A 23,985-nucleotide genomic window follows, 5' to 3' on the forward strand; every position below is an offset into this window, starting at 1 on the left:
AGGAGGTATGACCATGGAATCCATCGAAACACGCTACCAGGCTCTGGAGCAACAGGTGCTTCAGCGCAACCCCAACGCCGATGTGAAGCGGCTGCGCACTGCCTTTGACTACGCCAACGCCCACCACGGCACCCAGCTGCGCAAGAGCGGAGAGCCCTACATCACCCACCCCCTGGCGGTGGCGGAGATCGTCAACGAGCTGGACCTGGATTTGGACTCCATCATCGCCGCCCTGCTCCACGACTGCATTGAGGACACCGACGCCTCCCACGACGACATCGCCAAGCTCTTTGGCTCCACGGTGGCGGACCTGGTGGAGGGGGTCACCAAGCTGACCCGGATGCAGTACACCTCCAAGGAAGAGGAGCAGATGGAGAACCTGCGCAAGATGTTCATGGCCATGGCCCAGGACGTGCGGGTGATCCTCATCAAGCTGTGCGACCGCCTGCACAACATGCGCACCCTCCAGTACCAGTCGGAGAAGAAGCAGCGGGAGAAGGCCCTGGAGACCATGGAGATCTACGCCCCCATCGCCCACCGCTTAGGTATGCAGCGCATCAAGTGGGAGCTGGAGGACATCTCCCTGCGCTACCTGGACCCCATCGGCTATGAGGAGGTGGAGCAGGAGCTGGAGAACATCACCACCCGCAACGCCCAGTTCTTCTCCAACATCCAGCAGCAGCTGGAGGAGCGGCTGGCCGCCGACGGCATCCAGTGCAAGGTGTATGGCCGGGTCAAGCACATCTACTCCCTGTACCGGAAGATGTACACACAGAACAAAAATTTCAAGGAAATTTTTGATTTATATGCCTTCCGCGTCATTGTCCCAGACATCCCCAGCTGCTATAATGTGCTGGGCTCCATCCACGACATGTATAACCCGGTGCTGGGCCGGTTCAAAGACTACATCGGCACCCCCAAGCCCAACGGCTATCAGTCCCTGCACACCACCGTCATCGGCCGGGACGGCATCCCCTTCGAGGTGCAAATCCGCACCTGGGAGATGCACCAGACCGCCGAGTACGGCGTAGCCGCCCACTGGAAGTACAAGCAGGGGCTGGCCAACGACAAGCTGGGCAGCGAGAAGGAGTTTGAGTGGGTGCGCAAGCTGCTGGAGAGCCAGCAGGACACCGACGCCGAGGAATTTGTCAGCACCTTGAAGGTGGATATGTTCGCCGACGAGGTGTTCGTGTTCACCCCCAACGGAGACGTGAAGAGCCTGCCCGCCGGGGCCACCCCCATCGACTTTGCCTACTCCATCCACTCCGCCGTGGGCAACTCCATGACGGGCGCCCGAGTCAATGGACGCATTGTCACCTATGACACCCCCCTGAAAAACGGGGACATTGTGGAGATCATCACCTCCAAGGCCGCCCGAGGCCCCAGCCGGGACTGGATGAAGATCTGCAAATCCAACGAGGCCCGGAACAAGATCCGCCAGTGGTTCAAAAAGGAGCGCCGGGAGGAGAACATCGCCACCGGGCGAGCTGCCTTTGAGACCGAGCTGAAGCACATGGGCCTGACCATGGCCTCCATCACCACCACCCCCGAGGTCACCGACGCTCTGCTGCGGCGACTGCGCTACGGGTCCCTGGACGAGGTGTACGCCGCCATCGGCTACGGCGGCATGTCCGCCCAGAAGGCGGTGGCCCGCATCAAGGAGGAGTTGCAGCGCATCATTCGGGACGACCAGCACAAGGCGGAACAGAAGGTGCTCCAGGCCTCTCTGGCCAAGGGAGATACCATCTTCCCCGCCGCTGCCAAGGTGTCCACCCCCACGGGCCAAAAGCCCCGCCACTCCTCCAACGGCATTCTGGTGGAGGGGCTGGACAACTGCACCGTCAAGTTCTCCAAGTGCTGCACCCCCGTCCCTGGAGACCCGGTGGTGGGCTTTATCACCCGGGGCTATGGCGTGTCCATCCACCGCAAAGACTGCCCCAACGCCGACCCCCTGCGCCGCAAGCCGGAGGAGGCAGGCCGCTGGGTGGCCGTGTCCTGGGTGGAGGGCGATCAGATCAACTACCGCACCTCCCTGGAGATCTCCGCCAAGGACCGGGACGGCCTGGCCCTGGACGTGGCCATGGCCCTGTCCACCCAGAAGGTGAAGGTGAACAACCTCTCCGCCCGCTCCCAGCCCGACGGCTACGCCACCATCTTCCTGGAGCTGTCGGTGAAGGACCGCAACGAGCTCACCGGAGTCATCAATAAGCTGTCCCAGATTCAGGGCGTGTTCCTGGTACAGCGTGCCAACGGATAAAAATAATGAAGAACGAAGAATGAAAAATGCAGGCCCTCCAGTCTGGTTGTTCCTCCCAGGGCATTGGGTGGACATCGGTAGAAGGGGTAGGGGCCGGGCTTGCCCGGCCCGTCGGTTCCTTTGCGTTGCCCTGAGAAATTCGGGAGGGGCAAGCCCCTCCCCTACGCCCTTCCAACAAAATCCGTGCCGCATGGCGGCACACCATAATTATTCACTATTCATTATTCATTTTTCACTTAAATATATAGTAAGGAGTCCTCTTTGAAATGGAAACCTGTTCCTTCCAGCCCCTGCTCTTCGGCGGGGATATCAACGTATACAGCGTGGCCCGGGCCTTCCACGAGGCCTATGGGGTAAAGAGCATTGCCTTCGGCAAGTTCGCCGCCACCTTCCCCTGCGCCTTCTCCTCCATCATCGACTACCGCCCCTGCCTGGAGAATGAAGACGCCGACGCCTTTTTGAAAAACGTCACCGACGTGGCCCGGGAAGTACACCCCAAGACGGTGCTGGTCATCGGCTGCGGCGACAGCTATGTGAAGCTGGCCGCCCACCTGAAAGACAAGTTCCCCGAAAACGTCAAGTGCAACTACATCTCCGGGGAGATGCTGGACCAGCTCACCGACAAAGAGCAGTTCTACGCCCTGTGCGACCGCTACGGCATCGACCACCCCACCACCTTTGTCTACGACCAGGAGATGGGCCACGACTTTAAGCCCCCCTTCGGCGCTCCCTACATCGCCAAGCCCGCCGACGGCGTGGCTTACTGGGCCACCGGACACCGGGAGCTGAAGAAGGTGTACCTGTGCGACACCTGGGAGGACCTGCTGGCCGCTCTGGACGAGGTGTACGCCGCCGGGTATCCGGGCAAAATGATTCTCCAGGAGTTCATTCCCGGGGACGACACCTACATGCGGGTGCTGACCAACTACTCCGACCAGCACGGCAAGGTCAAGCTCATGTGCCTGGGCCACGTGCTCCTGGAGGAGCACTCCCCCCACGGCATCGGCAACCACGCCGTCATCATCACCGAGCACCAGCAGGAGCTGTGCGACAAGATTCGGGGGATGCTGGAGGACCTGGGGTACGTGGGCTTCTCCAACTTCGACATCAAGTACGACCAGCGGGACGGCAAGTACAAGGCCTTTGAGATCAACTGCCGCCAGGGCCGCTCCAACTACTATGTCACCGGGTCGGGGCACAACATCGCCACCTACCTGGTGGGGGATCTCATCGAGGGCAAGGACCTGCCCCTCACCGTGGTGAAAAACCAGAGCCTGTGGCGGATGATCCCCCGGGTTCTGGCCTATGAGTTCATCCCCAAGAACTATCACCCCCAGATGAAGGCTCTCATTCGGGCCGGGGCCGACCACCACTCCATGGAGTACCGCCCCGACTACACCCTGGGCCGGGTACTGCGGGTGTGGAAAAATCACATCGGCAACATCCACCGCTTCCGCCAGTACTGCAAAAAGCCCCAGAACTAAGGGAGATTCCGAATATGACTGAACAAAAGCTGGGCATTTTGGGGGGCATGGGCCCCCAGGCCACCCAGGTCTTCTATCAATATGTGCTGGACCGCACCGAGGCCAGCTGTGACCAGGAGCACCTGCCCACACTCATCCTGTCTGACACCAAAATGCCCGACCGCACCGCCGCCATCCTTTCCGGGCACACCCAAGCCCTGTATGAGCGGCTGCTTCGAGACGCCAAGCTGCTGGAGGACTGCGGCTGCACCGCCATCGCCATCCCCTGCAACACCTCCCACTACTTTGTGGACAAGCTGCAAGGGGAGCTTCACACCCCCATTCTCCACATGATTCGGGAGACCGCCGCCGCCATCTACGCCCAGGGCCGACGCCGTCCCGCCATTCTGGCCACCGACGGCACCATCCAGTCCGGGCTGTACCAGGCCGCCTGCGCCCAGTATGGGCTGGAGGCTGTGGCCCCGGATGCCGCCATTCAGGCCCTGGTGATGTCCATTATCTACGACGAGATCAAGCAGGGAGAGCGGGGCAGCCGGGAGAAGTTCGCCGCCATCGACAAAGCCATGCGTCAGGCCGGGTGTGACTGCGCCATTCTGGCCTGCACCGAGTTGTCCGTGTTCCGCACCTACCACAATTTGCCTCCCTTCTACGTGGATGCCATGGAGGTGTTGGCGGAGACTGCCGTCACCCGCTGCGGCTACCAGCTGCGTACCATTTAATTTCCCCGTAGGCCAAAAAGCCCTCGGCAGAGTTTCCCCGCCCGCAGGCGGGGAAATCAATTGAAATCACGTATTTTCCCAGGACATGCGCATGGGAAAATACACTTCTCAGCCCGCAAACGTGCGCGTTTGCGCGTGCGACGCAGCGGGCTGCAACTCTCTCTTGGCAATGCTGGCATTGCCAAGACGATCATCGAGGTGTCTAGATATGAATCTGACCAAATATTCCCTGGGGGAGTACACCTCCCTCCTCACCACCAAGAACCTCCTGGCCGCCCCTCTGCCCGCCGGGCTGGACCTGTCCCGCACCGTGGAGCTGGTGTCCTACGACTCCAAAAATGTCGTCCCCGGCACCCTGTTTCTCTGTAAGGGCGCCCACTTCCGCCCCGAGTACCTCCAGCAAGCTGCCGACCGGGGCGCTTTCGCCTATGTCAGTGAGACCCCCTACCCGGAGGTAGACCTGCCCTGCATCCATGTCACCGACATGCGCCAGGTCATCGCCCCCTTTGCGGTGCTGTACTACAATGACCCCTCCCGGCTGCTGAACGTCATCGGCATCACCGGAACCAAGGGCAAGTCCTCCACCACCTACTACCTCAAGTATATCCTGGACGAGTATCTGTCCAGCCGGAAGGTGCGCTGCGGGGTCATCTCCTCCATTGACACCTACGACGGCGTGGAGGAGTTCGAGTCTCACCTCACCACCCCCGAGCCTCTGGAGCTGCAAAAGCACTTCGCCAACGCACTCTGCTCCGGGCTGGGCTATCTCACCATGGAGGTGTCCTCCCAGGCGCTCAAGTACCACCGCACCCTGGGCACCCGGTTTGCCGCCGCCTGCTTCTTGAACATCGGCACCGACCACATCTCCCCCATCGAGCACCCCGACTTCGAGGACTACTTCCAGTCCAAGCTGAAGATCTTCGCCCAGGCGGAGGTGTCCTGCGTCAACCTGGACTGTGACCACGCCGACCGGGTGGAAGAAGCCGCCCGCCGGGACTGCCGCCGGGTGGTCACCTTCTCCCGCACCAACCCAAAGGCGGACGTGTACGGCTCCCACATCCGCAAGCGGGGCAACGACATCATCTTCCGGGTCACCATCGCCGGGGGCCAGTCCCGGGAGTTCCAGCTGACCATGCCGGGCCTCTTTAACACCGAGAACGCCCTGGCCGCCATCGCCGTGTGCCACGCCCTGGGCATCCCCCAGCAGTGCATCTATGTGGGCCTCATGAAGGCCCGGGTGCCGGGGCGTATGGAGGTGTACACCAACGCCAACGACCACATCACCGCCATTGTGGACTACGCCCACAACCGCATGAGCTTTGAGACCCTGTTCCAATCCGTGCTGGAGGAGTACCCCGGGCGGCGCATCGTCACCGTGTTCGGCTGTCCCGGCAAAAAGGCTCTGGACCGCCGGAGGGACTTGGGCGAGGTGTCCGGCAAATACTCCGACCTGGTGGTGCTCACCGAGGAGGACTCCGGCGAGGAGGACACCGTGTCCATCTGCCAGGAGATCGCCACCCATGTGGCCCAGCAGGGCTGCGCCTATGAGATTCAGCCCAACCGGGGCGAGGCCATCCGCCAGGCCATTCTGGGCTGCGACAAGCCCACCGTGATTCTTATCACCGGCAAGGGGGCTGAGACCCGGCAGAAGCGGGGCCTGGAGTACATCGACACCCCCTCGGATGTGGATTACTCCAAGACCTTCCTGCAAGAATATGACGTGATTCACGGCCTGGACGGCCTGGAGAAGGTGCGCTCCATCTCCTCCGTCCTCCCCGCCCTCAAGGAGATGGCGGGCCAGACCGTGGTGGTGAAGTACGGCGGCTCCGCCCTGGGCCCTGACGGGGCGGTGGACTCCATCCTCCAGGATGTGGCTACCCTGCAAATGGCGGGCCTGCGGGTGGTGCTGGTCCACGGCGGCGGCAAGAACATCACCGCCCTGCTGGAGCGGCTCAACGTCCCCACCCACTTTGAAAACGGCTACCGGGTCACCGACGAGGCCGCCCTGGGGGTGGCGGAGATGGCCCTGTCCGCCCAGGTGAACAAGTCCATTGTCTCCGCCCTGAACGATTTGGACGTGGCGGCAGTGGGTGTGTCCGGCAAGGACGGCCACCTCCTTTGCGCCCAGTGCAAGAATCCCGCCCTGGGCCGGGTGGGTCAGATCACCCAGGTGGACACCCGCCTGCTGGAGACTCTGCTGGGGGCTGGCTTCCTCCCCGTGGTGTCCCCCATCGCTGGCGGCGACGGGGCCGGGTACAACTGCAACGCCGACGACGCCGCCCAGGCCATCGCCGAGGCCCTTCACGCCCACCGTCTGGTGTTCCTCACCGATGTGGGAGGCATCCTCATTGACAGCCACAACACCAAGACCGCCGTGGCCCACATGGACGCCCAGCGGGCCAGAGAGCTCATGGATGCCGGACTCATCGCCGGAGGCATGGTGCCCAAGGTCCAGGGCTGTCTCCACGCCCTGGAGAGCGGCGTGGGGGAGGTGTCCATCCTGGACGGACACTGTGAGCACGTGCTGCTGCTGGATGTGCTGCACCAGCGGGTGTCTGGCACCATTCTCACTCCTTAAAAACCAAACAAAAAACCGACCGGAGAGGCAGAAATCTTCTGCTTCTCCGGTTTTTGTTTGTCTTGATTTTCACCATTTCCCTGGTAGAATCCTGCGTCCCTGGCAGGGACGCTCCGCTGGGGTCCATTTTGAGTGGCCAAAATGGACGAAAAGCCACAAAAGGGGCACGCCCCTTTTGAAACCCCAAGGATTTGATTTTGTTTTGTGCGGTGGGGCCGTAGTCGGCCCTGGACCTGGAGAGGTCACATAGATGGCGTATAGCCTCTCTGGGATATACCTACTCCGCTGATAGATTCCGTTTCTCTTGCCAGGGCCTCAAGTTTGGCGGTGTGCGGCCGATTCCCGGCCGCCGTGGGCCGGGGGGGACCAGAAAGGGCCGAAACCTGGAGAAACGTGCACTATCCCGGCAGTAATAGAGAAAATCAGAGCTTTTTACTCCCTTGGTATGGTACTTGCTTTTCGGCCCGGCCTGAGAACCACCGCAGGGACAGCCTCGTACCCCAGGGGGGTACTTAGGGGGGAACGCCCTAAGCGGGTTTTGGTTTCTTTTGACCGGGCAAAAGAAACCCCCAGCGGGTAGCGTCCCCACCAGGCTGGCAAGCCTGCACCCATCCATGGAAAAACGGGGTTTCCCTCCCCAGAAGGAACCCCCTTTTTCACCCCCGCATAGACTGGGTCAAAATCTCTCATCCAGAGGTGTTGACCCATGAAACTTGCCCCTTTGCTGGCCGTGCTCGGCCACTCCTGTGACCAGGATGTGGACATTTCCTCCCTCTCCTGCGACTCCCGTACCGTCACCCCCGGCGCCCTCTTCGTGGCCATTCCCGGCGAACACGCCGACGGCACCCAGTACATCCCCCAGGCCGTGGACCGGGGGGCCGCTGCCGTGGTCTCCCCCGTGTCCCTGCCCTGCCCCGTCCCCCTCTTTGTGGTGGAGGACCCCCGGGACGCCCTGGCCCACCTGGCCGCCGCCTTCTACGGCCACCCCGCCAAGAGCCTGGCCCTCATCGGCATCACCGGCACCAAGGGCAAGACCACCACCGCCCACATGGTGCGGGACATTCTTCTAGCTGCCGGGCACACAGCCGGAATGATTGGCACCATGGGGGCATACATAGGCCGGGAGAAGTGGGCCGACTGCCCCAACACCACCCCGGCGCCCCTGCTCCTCCACCAGTTGCTGAGTGATATGGTGGCCCAGGGGTGCACCCACGTGGTGATGGAGGTGTCCTCCCAGGCCATGAAGCACCGCCGGGTGGCGGGGCTCACCTTCGCCGCCGGGGTCTTCCTCAACCTCTCCCCCGACCACATCGGCCCCGGGGAGCACGCCGACTACGCCGAGTACGCCGCCTGTAAGGCCGCCTTCTTCGCCCAGTGCGCCGGAGCGGTGGGCAATGGGGAGGACATGGCCTGGCCCCAGATGGCCGCCCAGCTGCCCCCAGAGGCCCCCGTGGCCACCTTCGGGTTCTCCCCCACCTGCGGGGTGCAAGGGGTCACCGTGGCCCCCATAGAGGCTCCCAGTGCCCTGGGCAGCCGCTTCACGGTGGCGGACTGTGACACCCCCTATACTATCCCCCTCCCCGGACGGCACCACGTCCAGGACGCCCTGGCTGCGGTGGCGGTGTGTCGCCAGCTGGGGCTGCCGGAAGAGGCCATCCGCCAGGGGCTGGAGGGAGCCGCCGTGCCCGGGCGGGCCCAGGTGTTCCCCAATGACCGGGGCATACGGGTGGTGGTGGACTACGCCCACAACGCCGCCAGCTTCCGGGCCATTCTGAGCTGCCTCCACTGCTACCCCCACGGGAACATCATTGTGGTGTTTGGGGCCGGGGGCAACCGTCCCCCCATGCGGCGGCTGGACATGGCCCAAGTGGCGGCGGAACTGGCGGACTGCGCCATCGTCACCACCGACAATCCCCGGTGGGAGCCGGTGGAGGACATCTGCCGCTCCATCACCCAGGCCCTGGGCCGTCAAATCCCCTGGGAGGTGATCTACGACCGGAGAGAGGCCATTTTCCGGGCCCTGGACCTGGCCCAGCCCGGGGATATGGTGGCCCTTCTGGGCAAGGGCCACGAGGGGTACATTGAGACCTGTGGGCTGCGCCTGCCCTTCTCGGAGTGGGCGGTACTGGAGGAATACTTCCACAAAAACCTCTAAGAGGTGTGGAAGTCTTGCAGGAAAACAGCGGCGGGTGGAGTTCTTCCACCCGCCGCTTATCTGTCTCGATTCGTCAATATCCAAAGTTGCTGTAGTCGATCATGGCCAGATCAATGGAGTTAAAGTCGTCCTGAGAGGGGGTCCAGATGTTCCCGTCGTCCTCAATCTGCACGGTGAAGGTCTCCGCCTCCCCGTTTCCGGTGTTGGGCAGCTCCTTCTCCAACAGGTCCACGATCTTCTCGGCGTACACCGCGTCAATCTCCTGGTACTCCTCCTCGCTGAGGGCCTCCAGCTGCTCCTGGGTGGTGATGCCCCGGTCCGCCAGAATCTGCTCGAAGATTTTCTCGAAGTCGTCCGAGGTCACCTTGGTCATGAGATCAATGGGGCGCACCGTCACCTCCACGGCGTAGTTGCCGCTGTCCAGCTTGGTGGCAGCCCCCACGGTGTAGTCGCTGTGGCTGTAAATCTCCTTGTATAGCTCAGTCAAACGCTGGGTGATCTCCTCGGTGGGGTAGTCAATGAGGCCAATGCCGCTTTCAAAGAACTCCACTTCCACCTGGATGCCCTCTTCGTACTGCTGTTGGGCCTCCTCCTCGGACAGCTCCATTTCGGTCTGATAGTCCTTGTTGAGCTTGCCCAGGTATGTCAGGTCCAAATAGCCCTGGACATAGCCCTCCATGCGGCTCTTCTCGCTGCCCAGGTTCAGGCTGATGCTGCCGCAGGCGGTGAGAGACAGGGCCAGTACCGCTGCCCCGGCCATGGCCACCAATTTTCTACGCTTTTTCATGATGACGCCCCCTTTTCTTCCCAATTCTCACAACAGAAGGCGGAGAAATCCGTCCTCTTTTTGTCAGTATAGCACAAAAGCGCCCCCTTGTACAGATGCAAAAAAGCCTGGGCCCACGAGAACTCGTGAGTCCAGGCTCTTTTTGTTCTAATACGGTAGCCCGTATTCCATTACACCAGCTGGATGATGGCCATCTCGGCGGCGTCGCCGCGACGGGGACCCATCTTCAGCACACGGGTGTAACCGCCATTGCGGTCGGCGTACTTGGGGCCGATCTCGTCGAAGAGCTTCTTAGCCACATCCTCCTTGGTGATGTAGCTGAGCACCTGACGGTAAGAAGCCAGGTTGTTCTTCTTAGCCAGGGTGATCATCTTCTCGGCAATGGGGGCGACCTCCTTAGCGCGGGCGTAGGTGGTCTTGATCTGACCATTCTCCAGCAGGTAGGTGGTCATGGCGCGCAGCATGGCGCGGCGCTGATCGCTGGTCTTACCCAGTTTACGGTTCTGAGCCATTTTTAACACTCCTCCGACCTCGCGTTGCGAGATCTCATTCAAATTCGTTCTGGCACCCGAAAAGGGACACCCCTTAGAGTGTGGGTGAGGAGGAACGTTACATACCCTCTACCCTGCCTCCAGTGGGCCCCCACGGGTTGCCCCGTGGGGATTGCACACACTATTAATTAGTTCTCTTCACTAGCGAGGGACAGACCCATCATCGCCAGCTTGTTGATGACCTCTTCCAGGGACTTGCGGCCCAGGTTCCGCACCTTCATCATCTCGTCCTCGGTCTTGGAGATCAAGTCCTCCACGGTGTTGATGTTGGCGCGCTTGAGGCAGTTGAAGGAACGGACGGACAGGTCCAGCTCCTCGATGGTCAGTTCCAGCACCTTATCGCGCTGGGTCTCAGCCTTCTCCACCACGGTGGACTTGGAGCCCATGGTCTCAGAGAGATCGGTGAAGAGGGTGAAGTGGTCCAGCAGGATGCGGGCGCCCAGGGACACGGCGTCCCGGGCGGAGATGGTGCCGTTGGTCCAGACCTCCAGGGTCAGCTTGTCGTAGTCGGTGGCGTCTCCCACGCGGGTGTTCTCCACGGTGTAGTTGACCTTGCGCACAGGGGTGTACACAGAGTCCACGGGAATGACGCCGATGACCGTCTGAGCATTCTTGTTCCGGTCGGCGGTGACGTAGCCACGGCCCTGGGACAAGGTCAGCTCCATGTTCAGAGTGGCATCGGGGCCCAGAGTGGCGATGTGATGCTCAGGGTTGAGAATCTCCACATCGCTGTCGGCCTTGATGTCACCAGCCGTCACGACCCCCTCACCGGAGGCCTCGATATAGACGGTTTTGACCCCTTCGCTGTACAGCTTGGCAATGATGCCCTTGATGTTCAGAACGATCTGGGTCACGTCCTCCTTCACCCCGGGGATGGTGGAGAACTCGTGCTGGACGCCGGCGATTTTCACCGTGGTCACTGCGGTGCCGGGCAGAGAGGACAGAAGAATGCGGCGCAGGGAGTTGCCAATGGTGGTGCCGTAGCCCCGCTCCAGAGGCTCTACGACATACTTGCCGTAGGTCTCCTCACCCACGTTTTCGATGCACTCAATGCGCGGCTTCTGAATTTCTACCATATCGTGAATACCCTCCTTTTACTGTGGCGTAGCTTCCAAAACGGTTGCGAACTGCTTGAGTTGAGGGTGACGATTACTTGGAGTACAACTCCACGATCAGGTTGACAGCGACCTCGAAGTCGATATCCTCACGGGTGGGCATGGCCACGACCTTGCCCTGGAGGGGGGCGTTCTTGGTCTTCTCCAGCCAAGCGGGAGCGGCCACGAACTTATCCTCCTCCACCAGCTTCTTGAACTTGGCGGAAGAACGGCTCTTCTCGCACACGGCGATCTCCTCGCCCACCTTCACCAGGTAGGAGGGGATGTTCACGCGCTTGCCATTGACGGTGAAATGGCCGTGGTTGACCAGCTGACGGGCCTCGCGGCGGGTGCTGGCCAGACCCAGACGGTACACCACGTTGTCCAGACGGCGCTCCAGCAGGGTCATCAGCTCGTCGCCGGTGTTGCCCTTCATGCGGGCGGCCTTCTCGTAGTAGGAACGGAACTGCTTCTCCAGCACGCCGTAGATGAACTTCACCTTCTGCTTCTCAGTCAGCTGCAGAGCGTACTCGCTCTTCTTGCTGCGGCGCTGGGGGCCGGGGTTCCGGTTGGACTCCTTATTCACGCCCATGGTGGCGGGAGAGATGCCCAGGGTTCTGCAACGCTTCAGATAGGGCTGCATATTCTTAGCCATATTGCTTTTCCTCCTTCCAGATTACACGCGGCGGCGCTTGGGGGGACGGCAGCCGTTGTGGGGCACGGGGGTCACGTCCTTGATCAGGGTGACTTCCAGGCCCACGGCCTGCAGAGCCCGGATGGCGGCCTCACGGCCCTGGCCGGGACCCTTGACGTACACCTCAACGCTCTTGAGGCCGCACTGCTCGATGGCAGCGTTGGCGGCAGTCTCAGCAGCGGTCTGGGCGGCGAAGGGGGTGGACTTACGAGAGCCACGGAAGCCCATCTCGCCGGAGGAAGCCCAGGACAGGGCGTTGCCCTGCATGTCGGTCACAGTAACCATGGTGTTGTTGAAGGAGGAACGGATGTGCACCTGACCCTTCTCCACGTTCTTGCGCTCACGACGGCGCTTGATCACTTTCTTAGCAGTAGCCATGTGTCTAATCCCTCCTTACTTCTTCTTGTTCGCCACGGTGCGCTTGGGACCCTTGCGGGTACGAGCGTTGGTCTTGGAACGCTGGCCGCGGACGGGCAAGCCCTTGCGGTGACGGACACCACGGTAGCAGCCGATCTCGGTCAGACGCTTGATGTCCATAGCCACATTACGGCGCAGGTCGCCCTCCACCACGTAGTCGTGGCTGATGATCTCACGCAGCTTGGCCTCATCGGCGTCGGTGAGGTCCTTCACGCGGGTATCAGGGTTAATGCCAGCCTTCTCCAGAATCTTGGTAGCGCTGGTACGGCCAATGCCGTAGATATAGGTGAGTCCGATCTCGACTCGCTTCTCCTTAGGCAGATCAATGCCTGCAATACGTGCCATATTCTCCTTGCCCCTCCTTTAACCTTGTCTCTGCTTGTGCTTGGGGTTTTCACAAATGACCATTACTTTGCCCTTGCGCTTGATGATCTTGCACTTCTCGCACATGGGCTTGACAGACGGTCTTACTTTCATATCGGTTAACCTCCTGTGAATGCCTGATGGCCCCGAGTTGGGCGGAGGCAAGGCCCCGGCCCTTCTCGGTCGTGTTATCTCTTACTTGCTTCGCCAGGTGATGCGACCCCTGGTCAGGTCGTAGGGCGACATCTGTACGGTGACCTTGTCGCCGGGCAGGATGCGGATGAAGTTCATGCGCAGCTTGCCGGAAATGTGGGCCAGGATGATGTGTCCGTTCCCGATGTCCACATTGAAAGTCGTATTGGGCAGGGCCTCGGTGACGACGCCCTCCAGCTCGATCATATCGTCCTTCGCCAAAGCTTCATACCTCCATTTCGTCCCGGATGGCCGCCAACGCCGCCCGCAGCTCGCGGTTGCGGACAGGTTCGCCGGCCCGGACTTTTTCGATGGTTGGGTGTTGGAACTCTCCCACGCACTGGACGTGCTTGACGTTTTTGCGCTTGGGGTTCTCCACCCGCCGCCGCTTCCCATCTGCCAGCAGCACGAAGCTGCCGTCTAAGGCCAGGACACAGAACAGCTGGTCCTTGTCGTGGCCGCTGAGGGAGCGCACGATTTGGGCTTGTTGGAAACTCATGTCACATCTCTCCGCATTGGGTGAGAATCTCGACCTCTCCGTCGGTGATGAGTACGGTGTTTTCGTAATGGGCCGCCAGAGAGCCGTCCACCGTCACAGTGGTCCAGCCGTCCTTGAGCACCTTTACCTGCCAGTCACCGGCACACACCATGGGCTCCACGGCAATGGTCATGCCGGGTTGGAGCCGGGGGCCGTGGCCAGCGGGACCGTAGTTGGGCACCTCGGGGGCCTCGTGGAGTTTCGCGCCCACACCGTGGCCAACGAAGTCGCGAACGACCGAGTAGCCGAAGCTCTCCACATACTTCTGAACGGCATGGGAGATGTCGGACACTCGTTGGCCGGCCTTGGCGTGCTTCATGCCTTCCCAGAAACTCTGCTGGGTGACCTCGATGAGGCGCTGAGCCTCTTCGGAGATCTTCCCGCAGGGATAGGTGGCAGCACAGTCGCCGTGGAAACCATCGATGCAGGCACCCACGTCTACGCTGACGATGTCACCCTCTTTCAGCACCACCTTCTTGGAGGGGATGCCGTGGATGACCACGTCGTTGACCGAGATGCAGGCAGATCCGGAGAATCCGCCGTAGCCCAGGAAGGAAGGTTTCGCTCCCTGGCTCTCGATGAACTTGCGTACCGCGGTATCAATGTCTAAGGTCGTCACGCCGGGGGCCACCAGGCGCCCGGCCAGCTCTCTGGCCTGGGCGGCGATGCGGCCCGCGCGGCGCATTGCGTCCAGCTCTCTGGACGACTTGAGCGTAATCAGCTCCATCGTTTAGATCCCCAGAGCCTTCTCGATGACCTCAGTGGTGGCCTCGATGCTGGACTGATTGTCCACAGAGCAGAGCAGGTTCCGCTCAGCATAGAACGCCTTGAGAGGCTCGGTCTCGGCATGATAGACCTCCAGGCGGTGCTGGACGGTCTCGGGCTTGTCGTCGTCCCGCAGCTCCAGGGTGCCGCCACACTTGTCGCACACGCCCTCCACCTTGGAAGGAGCGTTGACCACGTGGTAGGTGGCGCCGCAGGAAGCGCAGAAGCGGCGGCCGCTCATGCGCTTCTTGATCTCCTCGTCGGAGATCTCGATGGACAGGACGTGGTCGAACACCACGCCGGCCTGCTCCAGAGCCTCAGCCTGGGCGATGGTGCGGGGCACGCCGTCCAGAATGTAGCCCTTAGAGCAGTCATCTTGGGCCAAGCGCTCAGCCACGATGCCGATGATGACCTGGTCGGGGACCAGCTTACCGGCGTCCATGTAGCTCTTAGCCTCCAATCCCACGGGGGTGCCGTTCTTCACGGCAGAGCGCAGGATGTTACCAGTGGAAATGGTGGGGATACCCAGCTTCTCGCTCAAGATAGCGGCCTGAGTACCCTTACCGGCGCCAGGGGCGCCCAGCATAATCAGCTTCATCTCGTTCACCTTCTCCAATTACTCCAGGAAACCCTTGTAGTGACGCATCATCAGCTGAGCCTCCAGAACCTTCACGGTCTCCAGGGCGACGCCCACCACGATGATGATGGAAGTACCGCCGATGGCCAGGCTGTTGCCAGCGGAGCTGCCAAAGGCCAGCATGATGTTACCGGTGATGGCGGGCAGCAGGGCTACCACAGCCAGGTAGATGGCGCCGAACATGGTCAGGCGATTGATGACGCGGGCCAAGAAGTCAGCGGTGGGCTTGCCGGGACGGAAGCCGGGCACGAAGCCGCCGTTCTTCTTGAGGTTGTTGGCGATCTCCACGGGGTTGAACTGAATGGTGTTGTAGAAGTAGCTGAACACGATGATCAGCAGGAAGTACACCACGCAATAGATCAGGCCGTTGGAGTCAAACACCTTCAGGAAGGTGTTCCAGCCAGAGCCCTCGGTCTGAGCAGAGGGCACGAACATGCCGATGGTGGCGGGGATGGAGGCGATGGCCTGAGCGAAGATGATGGGCATCACGCCGGACATATTCACCTTGATGGGAATATGGCTGGACTGACCGCCGTACATCTTGCGACCCACCACGCGCTTGGCGTACTGCACGGGCACGCGGCGCTCGGAGTTGGTGATGAACACGATGAACACCACCAGCAGCAGGATACCCACCAGAATCAGGGGGATGAACGCGGGGTGCAGGGAGGCGGTGGTGGTGCTGGTGGAGCCGGAGGCCCACACGCGCACGCCGTTGATCATGGAGGAGACCATGTGGGGTCCCCGGGCAATGATACCGCCGAACAGGATGATGGAAATACCGTTGCCCACACCGAACTCGGTGATCTGCTCGCCCAGCCACATCAGGAAGGCGGAGCCGGCGGTGAAGGCAAAGATGATCACGAAAGCGGGCCACAGGCCGTCAGCCACCAGTTCGTAGTAGCTGATGAGCTTGTAGTAGCCAAAGGCCTGAAGCAGGGCGATGGCCACAGTGGCGTAGCGAGTGATAGCGGCAATCTTCTTCTTGCCCTCCTCGCCCTCGTCCCGAGCCATCTTCTCCAGAGCGGGGATGGCGATGGTCAGCAGCTGCACAATGATGGAGCTGTTGATATAGGGCTGGATGGACAGAGCGAAGACGGTAGCCTGAGCAAAGGCGTCGCCGCTCATGACATTGAGCAGACCAAAGATACTGGAAGACTGAGAGGCCATGTAGGTCTTCAGAGATTCGGTATCAATGAAGGGGACGGGAATGGCAGAACCAACCCGGAAAATCAGCAGAGCAAAGATGGTAAACAGCAGCTTGTTGCGCAGCTCTTGCACCTTCCAGGCACTACGGATGGTCTGAATCATGTCAGATCACCTCCGCTGTACCGCCTGCCTTTTCGATCTTCTCTTTCGCGGAGGCGGAGAAAGCAGAAGCACGCACGGTGAGCTTCTTGGTGATCTCGCCGTTGCCCAGCACCTTAACGCCGTACTCGCACTTGGAGAGGATGCCCTGCTCCAGCAGGTCGCAGACGTTGACGGTGGCGCCATCCTCGAACTTGTTCAGAGCGGAGACATTGATGGTCTCCAGACGCTTGGCAAAAATGTTGTTAAAACCACGCTTGGGCAGACGACGAGCCAGAGGCATCTGGCCGCCCTCGAAGCCCACACGGACACCGCCGCCGGAACGAGCCCACTGACCCTTGTGTCCACGGCCGGCAGTCTTGCCGTTACCGGAACCGGGGCCGCGGCCCTTGCGCTTGCCCACCTGAGTGGAACCAGCGGCGGGAGAGAGAGTATGCAGATTCATGTTGGGCACCTCCTTAGGCGTTCTCGGTGACCTGGAGCAGGTAACCGATGGCGGCAATCTTGCCGCGGGTAGCAGCGTTGTCGGGCTGCACGGTCACATCGCCGATGTGACGCAGGCCCAGAGCCTCGGCAGTGGCCTTGTGCTTGGCCAGACGGCCGTTCAGGCTCTTGACGAGCTTGATTTCAATGTTAGCCATAGTCGTGAGCCTCCTTAACCGATGATTTCTTCCACGCTCTTGCCGCGGATACGAGCGACTTCAGCGGGGCTGCGCAGAGCCTTCAGGCCAGCCATGGTGGCAGCCACCACGTTCTGGGGGTTGTTGGTGCGCAGGCACTTGGCACGGATGTCGGAGACACCCGCGGCCTCCATCACAGCACGCACGGGGCCGCCGGCGATGATACCGGTACCCTTGGAAGCGGGCTTGAGGAGCACGCGGCCGGCGCCGAACTCACCGATGACCTCGTGGGGAATGGTGGTGCCGGACAGGGTCACGGTCACCATGTTCTTCTTGGCATCCTCGATGCCCTTGCGGATGGCCTCGGCCACCTCAGCGGCCTTGCCCAGGCCGTAGCCGACCTTGCCCTTCTCGTCGCCCACAACAACCAGGGCGGAGAACTTGGCCACACGGCCGCCCTTGACGGTCTTGGAGACGCGGTTGAGGTACACAACCTTCTCTACGAACTCCTTGGGTTCTTTCTCAAAACGAGCCATACTTTCTTCCTCCTCCCTTAGAACTGCAGGCCGCCCTCACGGGCGCCCTCGGCCAGAGCCTTCACGCGGCCGTGGTACAGGTAGCCACCACGGTCAAACACAACGGTCTCAATGCCCTTGGCACGGGCGCGCTCGGCAATGGCCTCGCCCACCTTCTTGGCAGCTTCGCAGTTGCTGCCGGAGCCTTCAAAGCCCTTCTCCAGGGAAGAAGCGGAAACCAGGGTCACACCCTTGGTGTCGTCGATGATCTGAGCATAGATGTTGGTCTCGCTGCGGAACACATTCAGACGGGGACGCTCGGAGGTGCCGGACACCTTACCACGAACGCGCTTATGACGATGCAGGCGCTGAGCCTTAGTGTTGGGTCTGTTAATCATAATCGGCACACCTCCTTAATTACTTCTTAGCACCGGTCTTACCAACCTTGCGGCGGATGACCTCGTCAGAGTACTTAATACCCTTACCCTTGTAGGGCTCGGGGGGACGCTTCTCACGGACCTTGGCAGCGAACTGGCCGACCAGCTGCTTGTCGTAGCCGGAGATCACGATCTGGTTCTGGTTGGGAACCTCAATGGTGATGCCCTCGGGAGCTTCCATGACGACCTGGTGAGAGAAGCCCAGGTTCATCACCAGCTTGCCGCCCTCCAGAGCCACACGGTAACCTACGCCGTTGACGTCCAGGGACTTCTTGTAGCCCTCGGTGACACCCACGATCATGTTGTGCACCAGGGTGCGGGTCAGACCGTGGAGCGCACGGTTCTCCTTCAGATCGTTGGGACGGGTGACGGTGATGACGCCGTCAGCCAGAGTGATGGTCATGTTGGGGTGGAACTGCTCCACCAGGGTGCCCTTGGGGCCCTTGACGGTGACCACGTTGTTGTCAGCAATGCTTACCTCCACGCCGGCGGGGACGGCGATAGGAGCTCTACCAATTCTAGACATTCCTATACCCTCCTTACCAAACGAAAGCCAGGACTTCGCCGCCGACATGGGCCTCGCGGGCCTTCTTGTCGGTCATGACGCCCTTGGAAGTGGACACGATAGCAATGCCCAGGCCACGGAGCACGCGGGGCAGCTCCTCAGCGCCAGCGTACACACGCAGGCCGGGCTTGGACACCCGGCGCAGACCAGTGATGGCCTTCTCCTTGCCGGGCTGCACATACTTCAGAGTGATGCGGATGACACCCTGGGTACCATCGTTGATGGTCTGGAAGTTCTTGATATAGCCCTCGTCCAGCAGAATCTGAGCGATGGCCTTCTTCATGTTAGAAGCAGGAACATCCACGGTGTCATGCTTTGCGTTGTTCGCGTTGCGGATGCGAGTGAGCATATCCGCAATGGGATCGGTGATTTGCATGATTTTTACCTCCTATAAAATTTACGGGCTTGATGCCCGTACAGGCGGAAAGGTATCGAAGGCTAGGTTGGTTCCTCCGACCTTTTGTCCGTCTTTTCCCACGCTGGGGGTCTCTTTTACCATTGGCACGGTGGCCAACGATTTATTATAACATGCCCATAGGCGGGGGTGCAACCCCCCGCCTGGGACTTGTTATCCAAATTTTTCTCCGGTATTCGACCGTTTTGCGGCAAATTACCAGGAGGCCTTCTTCACGCCGGGAATCTGGCCCTTGTAGGCCAGCTCGCGGAAGCAGATACGGCAGATGCCGTAGTCCCGGAGGTAAGCGTGGGGGCGACCGCAGATCTTGCAGCGGTTGTAGCGGCGGCTGGAGAACTTGGGCTCAGCCTGCTGCTTGAGAATCATAGACTTCTTAGCCATAGCTGGTTTCTCCTTCCATTAACCGTTGGTGGTGAAGGGAGCGCCCAGGAGAGTCAGCAGCTCCTTGGCCTCCTCGTCCGTCTTAGCAGTGGTGCAGATGACGATGTCCATACCACGGATCTTGTCGATCTTATCGTACTCGATCTCGGGGAAGATCAGCTGCTCCTTCAGGCCCAGGGCGTAGTTGCCGCGGCCGTCGAAGGCGTTGGGGTTGATGCCACGGAAGTCACGCACACGGGGCAGGGCCACGTTGAACAGACGATCCATGAACTCCCACATCTTGTCCTGGCGCAGGGTGACCTTAGCGCCGATGGGCATGCCCTCACGGAGCTTGAAGTTAGCCACGGACTTCTTGGCCCGGGTGATGACGGGCTTCTGGCCGGTGATGGTGGCCAGGTCGTTGACCACGCTCTCCAGCACCTTGGCGTTGTCACGGGCCTCACCACAGCCCACGTTCACCACGATCTTGTGGATGCGGGGGATCTCCATGGTGGACTTGTAGCCGAACTTCTGCATCAGAGCAGGAGCGATCTCGGCATTGTACTTAGCCTTCAGATTGGGGTTAGCCATTTTCTATACTCCTCCTCTTTCTCAGATTTCAGCGCCGCAGTGCTTGCACACGCGCACCTTCTTGCCGTCCACGATCTTGTGGGCGACGCGGGTGGCCTTGTTGCACTTGGGGCACACGGTCATAACCTTGCAGGCGTAGATGGGGGTCTCCTTCTTGACGATGCCACCCTCCTCGCCCTGACGGCGGGCCTTCTGGTGACGGGTAGCGACGCTGACGCCCTCCACGACCACCTTGCCGGCCTCGGGGTTGACGGACAGGACCTTGCCCTGCTTGCCCTTGTCCTTACCGGACAGGACAACCACGGTATCGTTCTTCTTTACGTTCATACTCATACCTCGTAACCCCCCTCTTACAGCACTTCGGGAGCCAGGGACAGGATCTTCATGTAGTCCTTGTCACGCAGCTCACGAGCCACTGGGCCAAAGATACGGGTGCCGCGGGGGTTCTTGTCGTCGCGGATGATAACGGCGGCGTTGTCGTCGAAACGCACATAGCTGCCGTCGGCACGGCGCACGCCGCGCTTGGAGCGGACGATAACGGCCTTGACCACTTCGCCCTTCTTCACAGTGCCGCCGGGAGCGGCCTTGCGTACGGAGGCGACCACCACGTCGCCGATGTTACCAAACTTGCGCTTGGAGCCGCCCAGTACGCGGATGGTCTTGATCTCCTTGGCGCCGGTGTTGTCGGCAACCTTCAGATAGCTTTCTTCCTGAATCATACTGGCACCTCCTTCTTACTTCGCCTTCTCGATGATCTCAACCACGCGCCAGCGCTTGTCCTTGGACAGGGGGCGGGTCTCCATCACACGAACACGGTCACCTACGCCGCACTGGTTCAGCTCGTCGTGAGCCTTCAGCTTGTAGGTGCGCTTGACAATCTTCTTATACAGAGGGTGGGCCACGCGGTCGGCGATGGCGACCACCACGGTCTTATCCATCTTATCCGAAACCACCAGGCCGACTCTGGTCTTACGAGAAGAGGTTCTCACTTCGCTCATCGTTTACTCCTCCTTATCGGCCCTGCTGCTCACGCAGGATGGTCTTGACTCGGGCAATGTCTTTCTTAACCTCTGCGATGCGGATGGGATTTTCCAGCTGATTGGTGGCGTGCTGAAGACGGAGGTTGAACAGGTCCTTCTTCAGCTCCACCAGCTTGGTCTCCAGCTCGGTTGCGCTCATCTTACGGACTTCGTTAGCTTTCATCTTCATTCACCACCATTCGTCTCTTTCTTGATAATCTTGCACTTGACAGGCAGCTTGTGGCTGGCCAGACGGAGGGCCTCACGGGCGACCTCCTCGGAAACGCCGGCGATCTCGAACATGACACGGCCGGGCTTGACAACGGCAACCCAGTACTCGGGAGCGCCCTTACCGGAACCCATTCGGGTACCCAGGGCCTTCTTGGTCACGGGCTTGTCGGGGAAGATCTTGATCCAGACCTTACCGCCACGCTTGGTGTAACGGGTCATGGCCACACGGGCGGCCTCGATCTGGTTACCGGTGATCCAAGCGGGCTCGGTGGTCACCAGGCCGAACTCACCGTAAGCGATGGTGTTGCCACGGGTGGCGACGCCGGTCATACGACCACGGTGCACGCGGCGATATTTCACTCTCTTAGGCAGCAGCATTACTGGGCGCCTCCTTCCTTAGCAGCGGGACGGCCCTGGCGGTTGCCACCATTGCGGTTGAAGCCGCCCTGGCGACGATCACCACCGTTGCGGCGATCGCCATTGCGGCGGTCACGACGGGGGCGCTGCTCACGCTCTTTGTAGTTCTTGGTGTCGATGGTGCGGGGAGTGGTGCGCAGGGTCTGAGTCAGAACCTCGCCCTTGTAGATCCACACCTTGATGCCGATGCGGCCATAAGTGGTGGCAGCCTCAGCAAAGCCGTACTCGATGTCGGCACGCAGGGTCTGCAGGGGGATGGTGCCGTCGTGGTACTGCTCGGTGCGGGCGATCTCAGCGCCGTTGAGACGGCCGGAAGCCTGCACCTTGATGCCCAGGGCGCCCATGCGCATCGCGCGGCCCATGGCGTTCTTCATCGCGCGGCGGAACGCGATGCGCTTCTCCAGCTGCTGAGCGATGTTCTCAGCCACCAGCTGAGCGTTGGTGTCCACGTTCTTGACCTCAACGATGTTGAGAGCCACGGGCTTGCCCAGCTTCTTCTCCAGCTCCACGCGCAGCTTCTCGATCTCCTCGCCGCCCTTGCCGATGACGACACCGGGACGGGCGCAGTGCACATAGATGCGGATCTTGGCGTTGTCACGCTCGATCTCGATCTTGGGCACGCCGGCGGAGTACAGACGCTTCTTCAGATCGCGGCGGAGATTGTAGTCCTCAACCAGGAGGTCGCCCACTTTCTCATTGCGGGCATACCAACGGGAGTCCCAGTCTTTGATGACGCCCACGCGAAGGCCGTGGGGGTTAACTTTCTGTCCCATTACTCTTTGACCTCCTTACTTAGCGCTCTTTGACCACAACGGTCACGTGAGAAGTTCTCTTGTTGATGCGATAGGCACGACCCTGGGCCCGGGGCATGAAGCGCTTGATGATGGGGCCGGGGGTGGCGAAGGTGGCAGCAACGTACAGCTTCTCGGGGTCCATGCCGTGGTTGTTCTCGGCATTGGCGGCGGCGCTGTTGACCAGCTTCATCAGGGGCTCAGCAGCGGCCTTGGGGGTCAGAGCCAGGATGGCGTTGGCCTGAGCAATGCTCTTGCCACGGATCAGGTCGCACAGAATGCCGACCTTGCGGGGAGAGATACGAATGTATCTCAGTGTTGCTTTAGCTTCCATTCTATCTCTCCTCCTTACTTACCGGTCTTGCTGCCAGCGTGACCCTTGAAGGTACGGGTGGGAGCAAACTCGCCCAGCTTGTGGCCGACCATGTCCTCGGTGACGTACACGGGCACGTGCTTGCGGCCATCATGCACAGCAAAGGTGTGGCCCACGAAGGAGGGGAAGATGGTGGAGGCGCGGCTCCAGGTCTTCAGAACCTTCTTCTCGTTGGCCTTGTTCATTTCGTCGACCCGCTTCAGCAGCTCGGGAGCGCAAAAGGGGCCTTTCTTGATACTTCTGCTCATCTTTTACTGCCTCCTTACTTACCGTTACGACGCTTGACGATGAACTTGTCGGTGGGGTTCTTCTTCTTGCGGGTCTTGTAACCCATAGCAGGCTTGCCCCAGGGAGTGACAGGACCGGGACGGCCCACGGGGCTCTTGCCCTCACCACCGCCGTGGGGGTGGTCATTGGGGTTCATCACGGAGCCGCGCACGGTGGGACGCCAGCCCATGTGACGCTTACGGCCGGCCTTACCGATGTGGATGTTAGCCCAGTCGGTGTTGCCAACCTGGCCGATGGTGGCCTTGCACTCCTCACGGATGAGGCGGACCTCGCCGGAGGGCAGACGCACCTGAGCCATGCCGTTCTCCTTAGCCATCAGCTGAGCGGCCACGCCAGCGGAACGAACCAGCTGAGCGCCCTTGCCGGGATACAGCTCGATGCAGTGGATCATTTCACCCACGGGGATGTTGGCGATGGGCAGGCAGTTGCCGGGCAGGATGTCGGCGTCGGCGCCGGTCATGATGATGTGGCCGGCCTTGATGCCCACGGGAGCCAGGATATAACGGCGCTCGCCGTCCTCATACTCGATGAGGGCGATGTTGGCGGAGCGGTTGGGGTCGTACTGCAGGTTGATGACGGTAGCGCTGCCCACCTTATCACGCTTGAAGTCGATGATACGGTACTTGCGCTTGTTGCCGCCGCCGCGGTGGCGGACGGTGATGCGGCCGTAGCTGTTACGGCCGGCGTGCTTCTGGAGCACCTCGGTGAGGGAGCGCTCCGGCTTGGCCTTCTTATCAATGCCCTCGAAGGCGGACACAGTCATGTGACGGCGGGAGGGCGTTGTGGGCTTGTATACGCGAATAGCCATAGTTCAATTTCCTCCT

34 protein-coding genes are annotated in these 23,985 nt (G+C 60.9%); 5 read left to right on the forward strand and 29 right to left on the reverse strand.

Going from position 1 to position 23,985, the window contains the following annotated elements; all coding sequences use genetic code 11:
* Positions 1–13: 13 nt before the first annotated feature.
* The 5 genes from B5F22_RS05800 (at position 14) to B5F22_RS05820 (ending at position 9,193) form a co-directional block, all read left to right on the forward strand.
* On the forward strand, positions 14–2,257 hold the full coding sequence (locus B5F22_RS05800; RefSeq protein WP_087391744.1) for a bifunctional (p)ppGpp synthetase/guanosine-3',5'-bis(diphosphate) 3'-pyrophosphohydrolase: 2,244 nt from the start codon (positions 14–16) through the stop codon (positions 2,255–2,257).
* 266 nt (positions 2,258–2,523) lie between these two features.
* Complete coding sequence (locus B5F22_RS05805) at positions 2,524–3,741, forward strand: ATP-grasp domain-containing protein (RefSeq protein ID WP_087391746.1); 1,218 nt, start codon at positions 2,524–2,526, stop codon at positions 3,739–3,741.
* A gap of 14 nt (positions 3,742–3,755) precedes the next feature.
* Entirely contained in the window at positions 3,756–4,460 is a 705-nt protein-coding gene (locus B5F22_RS05810) for an amino acid racemase (protein WP_087230465.1), read from the forward strand.
* Between the two features lie 208 nt (positions 4,461–4,668).
* Positions 4,669–7,038, forward strand: coding sequence for an acetylglutamate kinase (argB, locus tag B5F22_RS05815; protein WP_087391749.1), 2,370 nt, complete (start codon positions 4,669–4,671; stop codon positions 7,036–7,038).
* A gap of 706 nt (positions 7,039–7,744) precedes the next feature.
* Complete coding sequence (locus tag B5F22_RS05820; RefSeq protein WP_087391751.1) at positions 7,745–9,193, forward strand: UDP-N-acetylmuramoyl-L-alanyl-D-glutamate--2,6-diaminopimelate ligase; 1,449 nt, start codon at positions 7,745–7,747, stop codon at positions 9,191–9,193.
* A gap of 73 nt (positions 9,194–9,266) precedes the next feature.
* Here the strand turns inward: B5F22_RS05820 and B5F22_RS05825 are convergent, their stop codons facing one another.
* From B5F22_RS05825 to rplB, 29 genes are all read right to left on the reverse strand, one after another.
* Complete coding sequence (locus B5F22_RS05825; RefSeq protein ID WP_087230474.1) at positions 9,267–9,980, reverse strand: hypothetical protein; 714 nt, start codon at positions 9,978–9,980, stop codon at positions 9,267–9,269.
* Positions 9,981–10,150: 170 nt separating this feature from the next.
* A complete protein-coding gene (gene rplQ, locus B5F22_RS05830; protein WP_087230477.1) occupies positions 10,151–10,492 on the reverse strand; it encodes a 50S ribosomal protein L17 in 342 nt (113 codons plus the stop codon).
* Between the two features lie 167 nt (positions 10,493–10,659).
* Entirely contained in the window at positions 10,660–11,607 is a 948-nt protein-coding gene (locus B5F22_RS05835) for a DNA-directed RNA polymerase subunit alpha (protein ID WP_087230480.1), read from the reverse strand.
* Positions 11,608–11,680: 73 nt separating this feature from the next.
* Entirely contained in the window at positions 11,681–12,280 is a 600-nt protein-coding gene (gene rpsD, locus B5F22_RS05840) for a 30S ribosomal protein S4 (protein WP_087230483.1), read from the reverse strand.
* A gap of 21 nt (positions 12,281–12,301) precedes the next feature.
* Entirely contained in the window at positions 12,302–12,697 is a 396-nt protein-coding gene (gene rpsK, locus B5F22_RS05845) for a 30S ribosomal protein S11 (protein WP_087230488.1), read from the reverse strand.
* Positions 12,698–12,712: 15 nt separating this feature from the next.
* The gene (rpsM, locus tag B5F22_RS05850; protein WP_087230492.1) at positions 12,713–13,081 is read right to left on the reverse strand and encodes a 30S ribosomal protein S13; all 369 of its coding nucleotides are present in this window, start codon (positions 13,079–13,081) and stop codon (positions 12,713–12,715) included.
* Positions 13,082–13,099: 18 nt separating this feature from the next.
* Positions 13,100–13,213 carry a 50S ribosomal protein L36 gene (gene rpmJ, locus B5F22_RS05855; protein WP_006573428.1) on the reverse strand — a complete coding sequence of 38 codons (114 nt, stop codon included), beginning with the start codon at positions 13,211–13,213 and terminating at the stop codon, positions 13,100–13,102.
* Positions 13,214–13,294: 81 nt separating this feature from the next.
* Positions 13,295–13,513 (reverse strand): translation initiation factor IF-1, encoded by a 219-nt coding sequence (gene infA / locus B5F22_RS05860; RefSeq protein WP_087230495.1) that lies wholly within the window; start codon positions 13,511–13,513, stop codon positions 13,295–13,297.
* Positions 13,514–13,517: 4 nt separating this feature from the next.
* The gene (locus tag B5F22_RS05865; protein ID WP_087391752.1) at positions 13,518–13,790 is read right to left on the reverse strand and encodes a KOW domain-containing RNA-binding protein; all 273 of its coding nucleotides are present in this window, start codon (positions 13,788–13,790) and stop codon (positions 13,518–13,520) included.
* Position 13,791: 1 nt separating this feature from the next.
* Entirely contained in the window at positions 13,792–14,550 is a 759-nt protein-coding gene (gene map, locus B5F22_RS05870; protein ID WP_087391770.1) for a type I methionyl aminopeptidase, read from the reverse strand.
* 9 nt (positions 14,551–14,559) lie between these two features.
* Positions 14,560–15,192, reverse strand: a complete 633-nt coding sequence (locus tag B5F22_RS05875) for an adenylate kinase (RefSeq protein WP_087230746.1) — start codon at positions 15,190–15,192, stop codon at positions 14,560–14,562.
* An 18-nt stretch (positions 15,193–15,210) separates the two neighbouring features.
* Positions 15,211–16,542, reverse strand: coding sequence for a preprotein translocase subunit SecY (gene secY / locus B5F22_RS05880; RefSeq protein ID WP_087371451.1), 1,332 nt, complete (start codon positions 16,540–16,542; stop codon positions 15,211–15,213).
* A 1-nt stretch (position 16,543) separates the two neighbouring features.
* A complete protein-coding gene (gene rplO, locus B5F22_RS05885) occupies positions 16,544–16,984 on the reverse strand; it encodes a 50S ribosomal protein L15 (protein ID WP_087371454.1) in 441 nt (146 codons plus the stop codon).
* 13 nt (positions 16,985–16,997) lie between these two features.
* Complete coding sequence (rpmD, locus tag B5F22_RS05890; RefSeq protein ID WP_087230507.1) at positions 16,998–17,180, reverse strand: 50S ribosomal protein L30; 183 nt, start codon at positions 17,178–17,180, stop codon at positions 16,998–17,000.
* A 14-nt stretch (positions 17,181–17,194) separates the two neighbouring features.
* Entirely contained in the window at positions 17,195–17,695 is a 501-nt protein-coding gene (rpsE, locus tag B5F22_RS05895; protein WP_087230510.1) for a 30S ribosomal protein S5, read from the reverse strand.
* 17 nt (positions 17,696–17,712) lie between these two features.
* Positions 17,713–18,072 carry a 50S ribosomal protein L18 gene (rplR, locus tag B5F22_RS05900; RefSeq protein ID WP_087391754.1) on the reverse strand — a complete coding sequence of 120 codons (360 nt, stop codon included), beginning with the start codon at positions 18,070–18,072 and terminating at the stop codon, positions 17,713–17,715.
* Positions 18,073–18,091: 19 nt separating this feature from the next.
* Positions 18,092–18,637: a 50S ribosomal protein L6 gene (gene rplF, locus B5F22_RS05905; RefSeq protein WP_087391756.1), complete on the reverse strand. Its 546-nt coding sequence runs from the start codon at positions 18,635–18,637 to the stop codon at positions 18,092–18,094.
* A gap of 13 nt (positions 18,638–18,650) precedes the next feature.
* A complete protein-coding gene (rpsH, locus tag B5F22_RS05910; protein WP_087230519.1) occupies positions 18,651–19,052 on the reverse strand; it encodes a 30S ribosomal protein S8 in 402 nt (133 codons plus the stop codon).
* 234 nt (positions 19,053–19,286) lie between these two features.
* Positions 19,287–19,472, reverse strand: coding sequence for a type Z 30S ribosomal protein S14 (locus tag B5F22_RS05915; RefSeq protein ID WP_080906393.1), 186 nt, complete (start codon positions 19,470–19,472; stop codon positions 19,287–19,289).
* A gap of 18 nt (positions 19,473–19,490) precedes the next feature.
* Positions 19,491–20,042: a 50S ribosomal protein L5 gene (rplE, locus tag B5F22_RS05920; protein ID WP_087230521.1), complete on the reverse strand. Its 552-nt coding sequence runs from the start codon at positions 20,040–20,042 to the stop codon at positions 19,491–19,493.
* 21 nt (positions 20,043–20,063) lie between these two features.
* Complete coding sequence (rplX, locus tag B5F22_RS05925) at positions 20,064–20,375, reverse strand: 50S ribosomal protein L24 (RefSeq protein WP_087230524.1); 312 nt, start codon at positions 20,373–20,375, stop codon at positions 20,064–20,066.
* A 17-nt stretch (positions 20,376–20,392) separates the two neighbouring features.
* Positions 20,393–20,761: a 50S ribosomal protein L14 gene (gene rplN / locus B5F22_RS05930; RefSeq protein ID WP_087230527.1), complete on the reverse strand. Its 369-nt coding sequence runs from the start codon at positions 20,759–20,761 to the stop codon at positions 20,393–20,395.
* Between the two features lie 15 nt (positions 20,762–20,776).
* A complete protein-coding gene (gene rpsQ / locus B5F22_RS05935; protein ID WP_087230530.1) occupies positions 20,777–21,040 on the reverse strand; it encodes a 30S ribosomal protein S17 in 264 nt (87 codons plus the stop codon).
* 13 nt (positions 21,041–21,053) lie between these two features.
* Positions 21,054–21,245, reverse strand: coding sequence for a 50S ribosomal protein L29 (gene rpmC, locus B5F22_RS05940; RefSeq protein ID WP_143482197.1), 192 nt, complete (start codon positions 21,243–21,245; stop codon positions 21,054–21,056).
* A gap of 2 nt (positions 21,246–21,247) precedes the next feature.
* Positions 21,248–21,670 (reverse strand): 50S ribosomal protein L16, encoded by a 423-nt coding sequence (gene rplP / locus B5F22_RS05945; RefSeq protein ID WP_087230536.1) that lies wholly within the window; start codon positions 21,668–21,670, stop codon positions 21,248–21,250.
* Positions 21,670–22,482, reverse strand: a complete 813-nt coding sequence (rpsC, locus tag B5F22_RS05950) for a 30S ribosomal protein S3 (RefSeq protein WP_087230539.1) — start codon at positions 22,480–22,482, stop codon at positions 21,670–21,672. The genes rplP and rpsC overlap by 1 nt, the downstream gene beginning before the upstream one ends.
* A gap of 19 nt (positions 22,483–22,501) precedes the next feature.
* Positions 22,502–22,834 (reverse strand): 50S ribosomal protein L22, encoded by a 333-nt coding sequence (rplV, locus tag B5F22_RS05955; protein ID WP_087230542.1) that lies wholly within the window; start codon positions 22,832–22,834, stop codon positions 22,502–22,504.
* A gap of 14 nt (positions 22,835–22,848) precedes the next feature.
* Positions 22,849–23,121: a 30S ribosomal protein S19 gene (gene rpsS, locus B5F22_RS05960; protein WP_087230545.1), complete on the reverse strand. Its 273-nt coding sequence runs from the start codon at positions 23,119–23,121 to the stop codon at positions 22,849–22,851.
* Between the two features lie 14 nt (positions 23,122–23,135).
* Positions 23,136–23,969 (reverse strand): 50S ribosomal protein L2, encoded by an 834-nt coding sequence (gene rplB / locus B5F22_RS05965; protein WP_087230548.1) that lies wholly within the window; start codon positions 23,967–23,969, stop codon positions 23,136–23,138.
* Positions 23,970–23,985 lie beyond the last annotated feature (16 nt).

The organism is Pseudoflavonifractor sp. An187 (assembly GCF_002160275.1).
Classification (GTDB): Bacteria; Bacillota; Clostridia; order Oscillospirales; family Oscillospiraceae; genus Enterenecus; species Enterenecus faecium.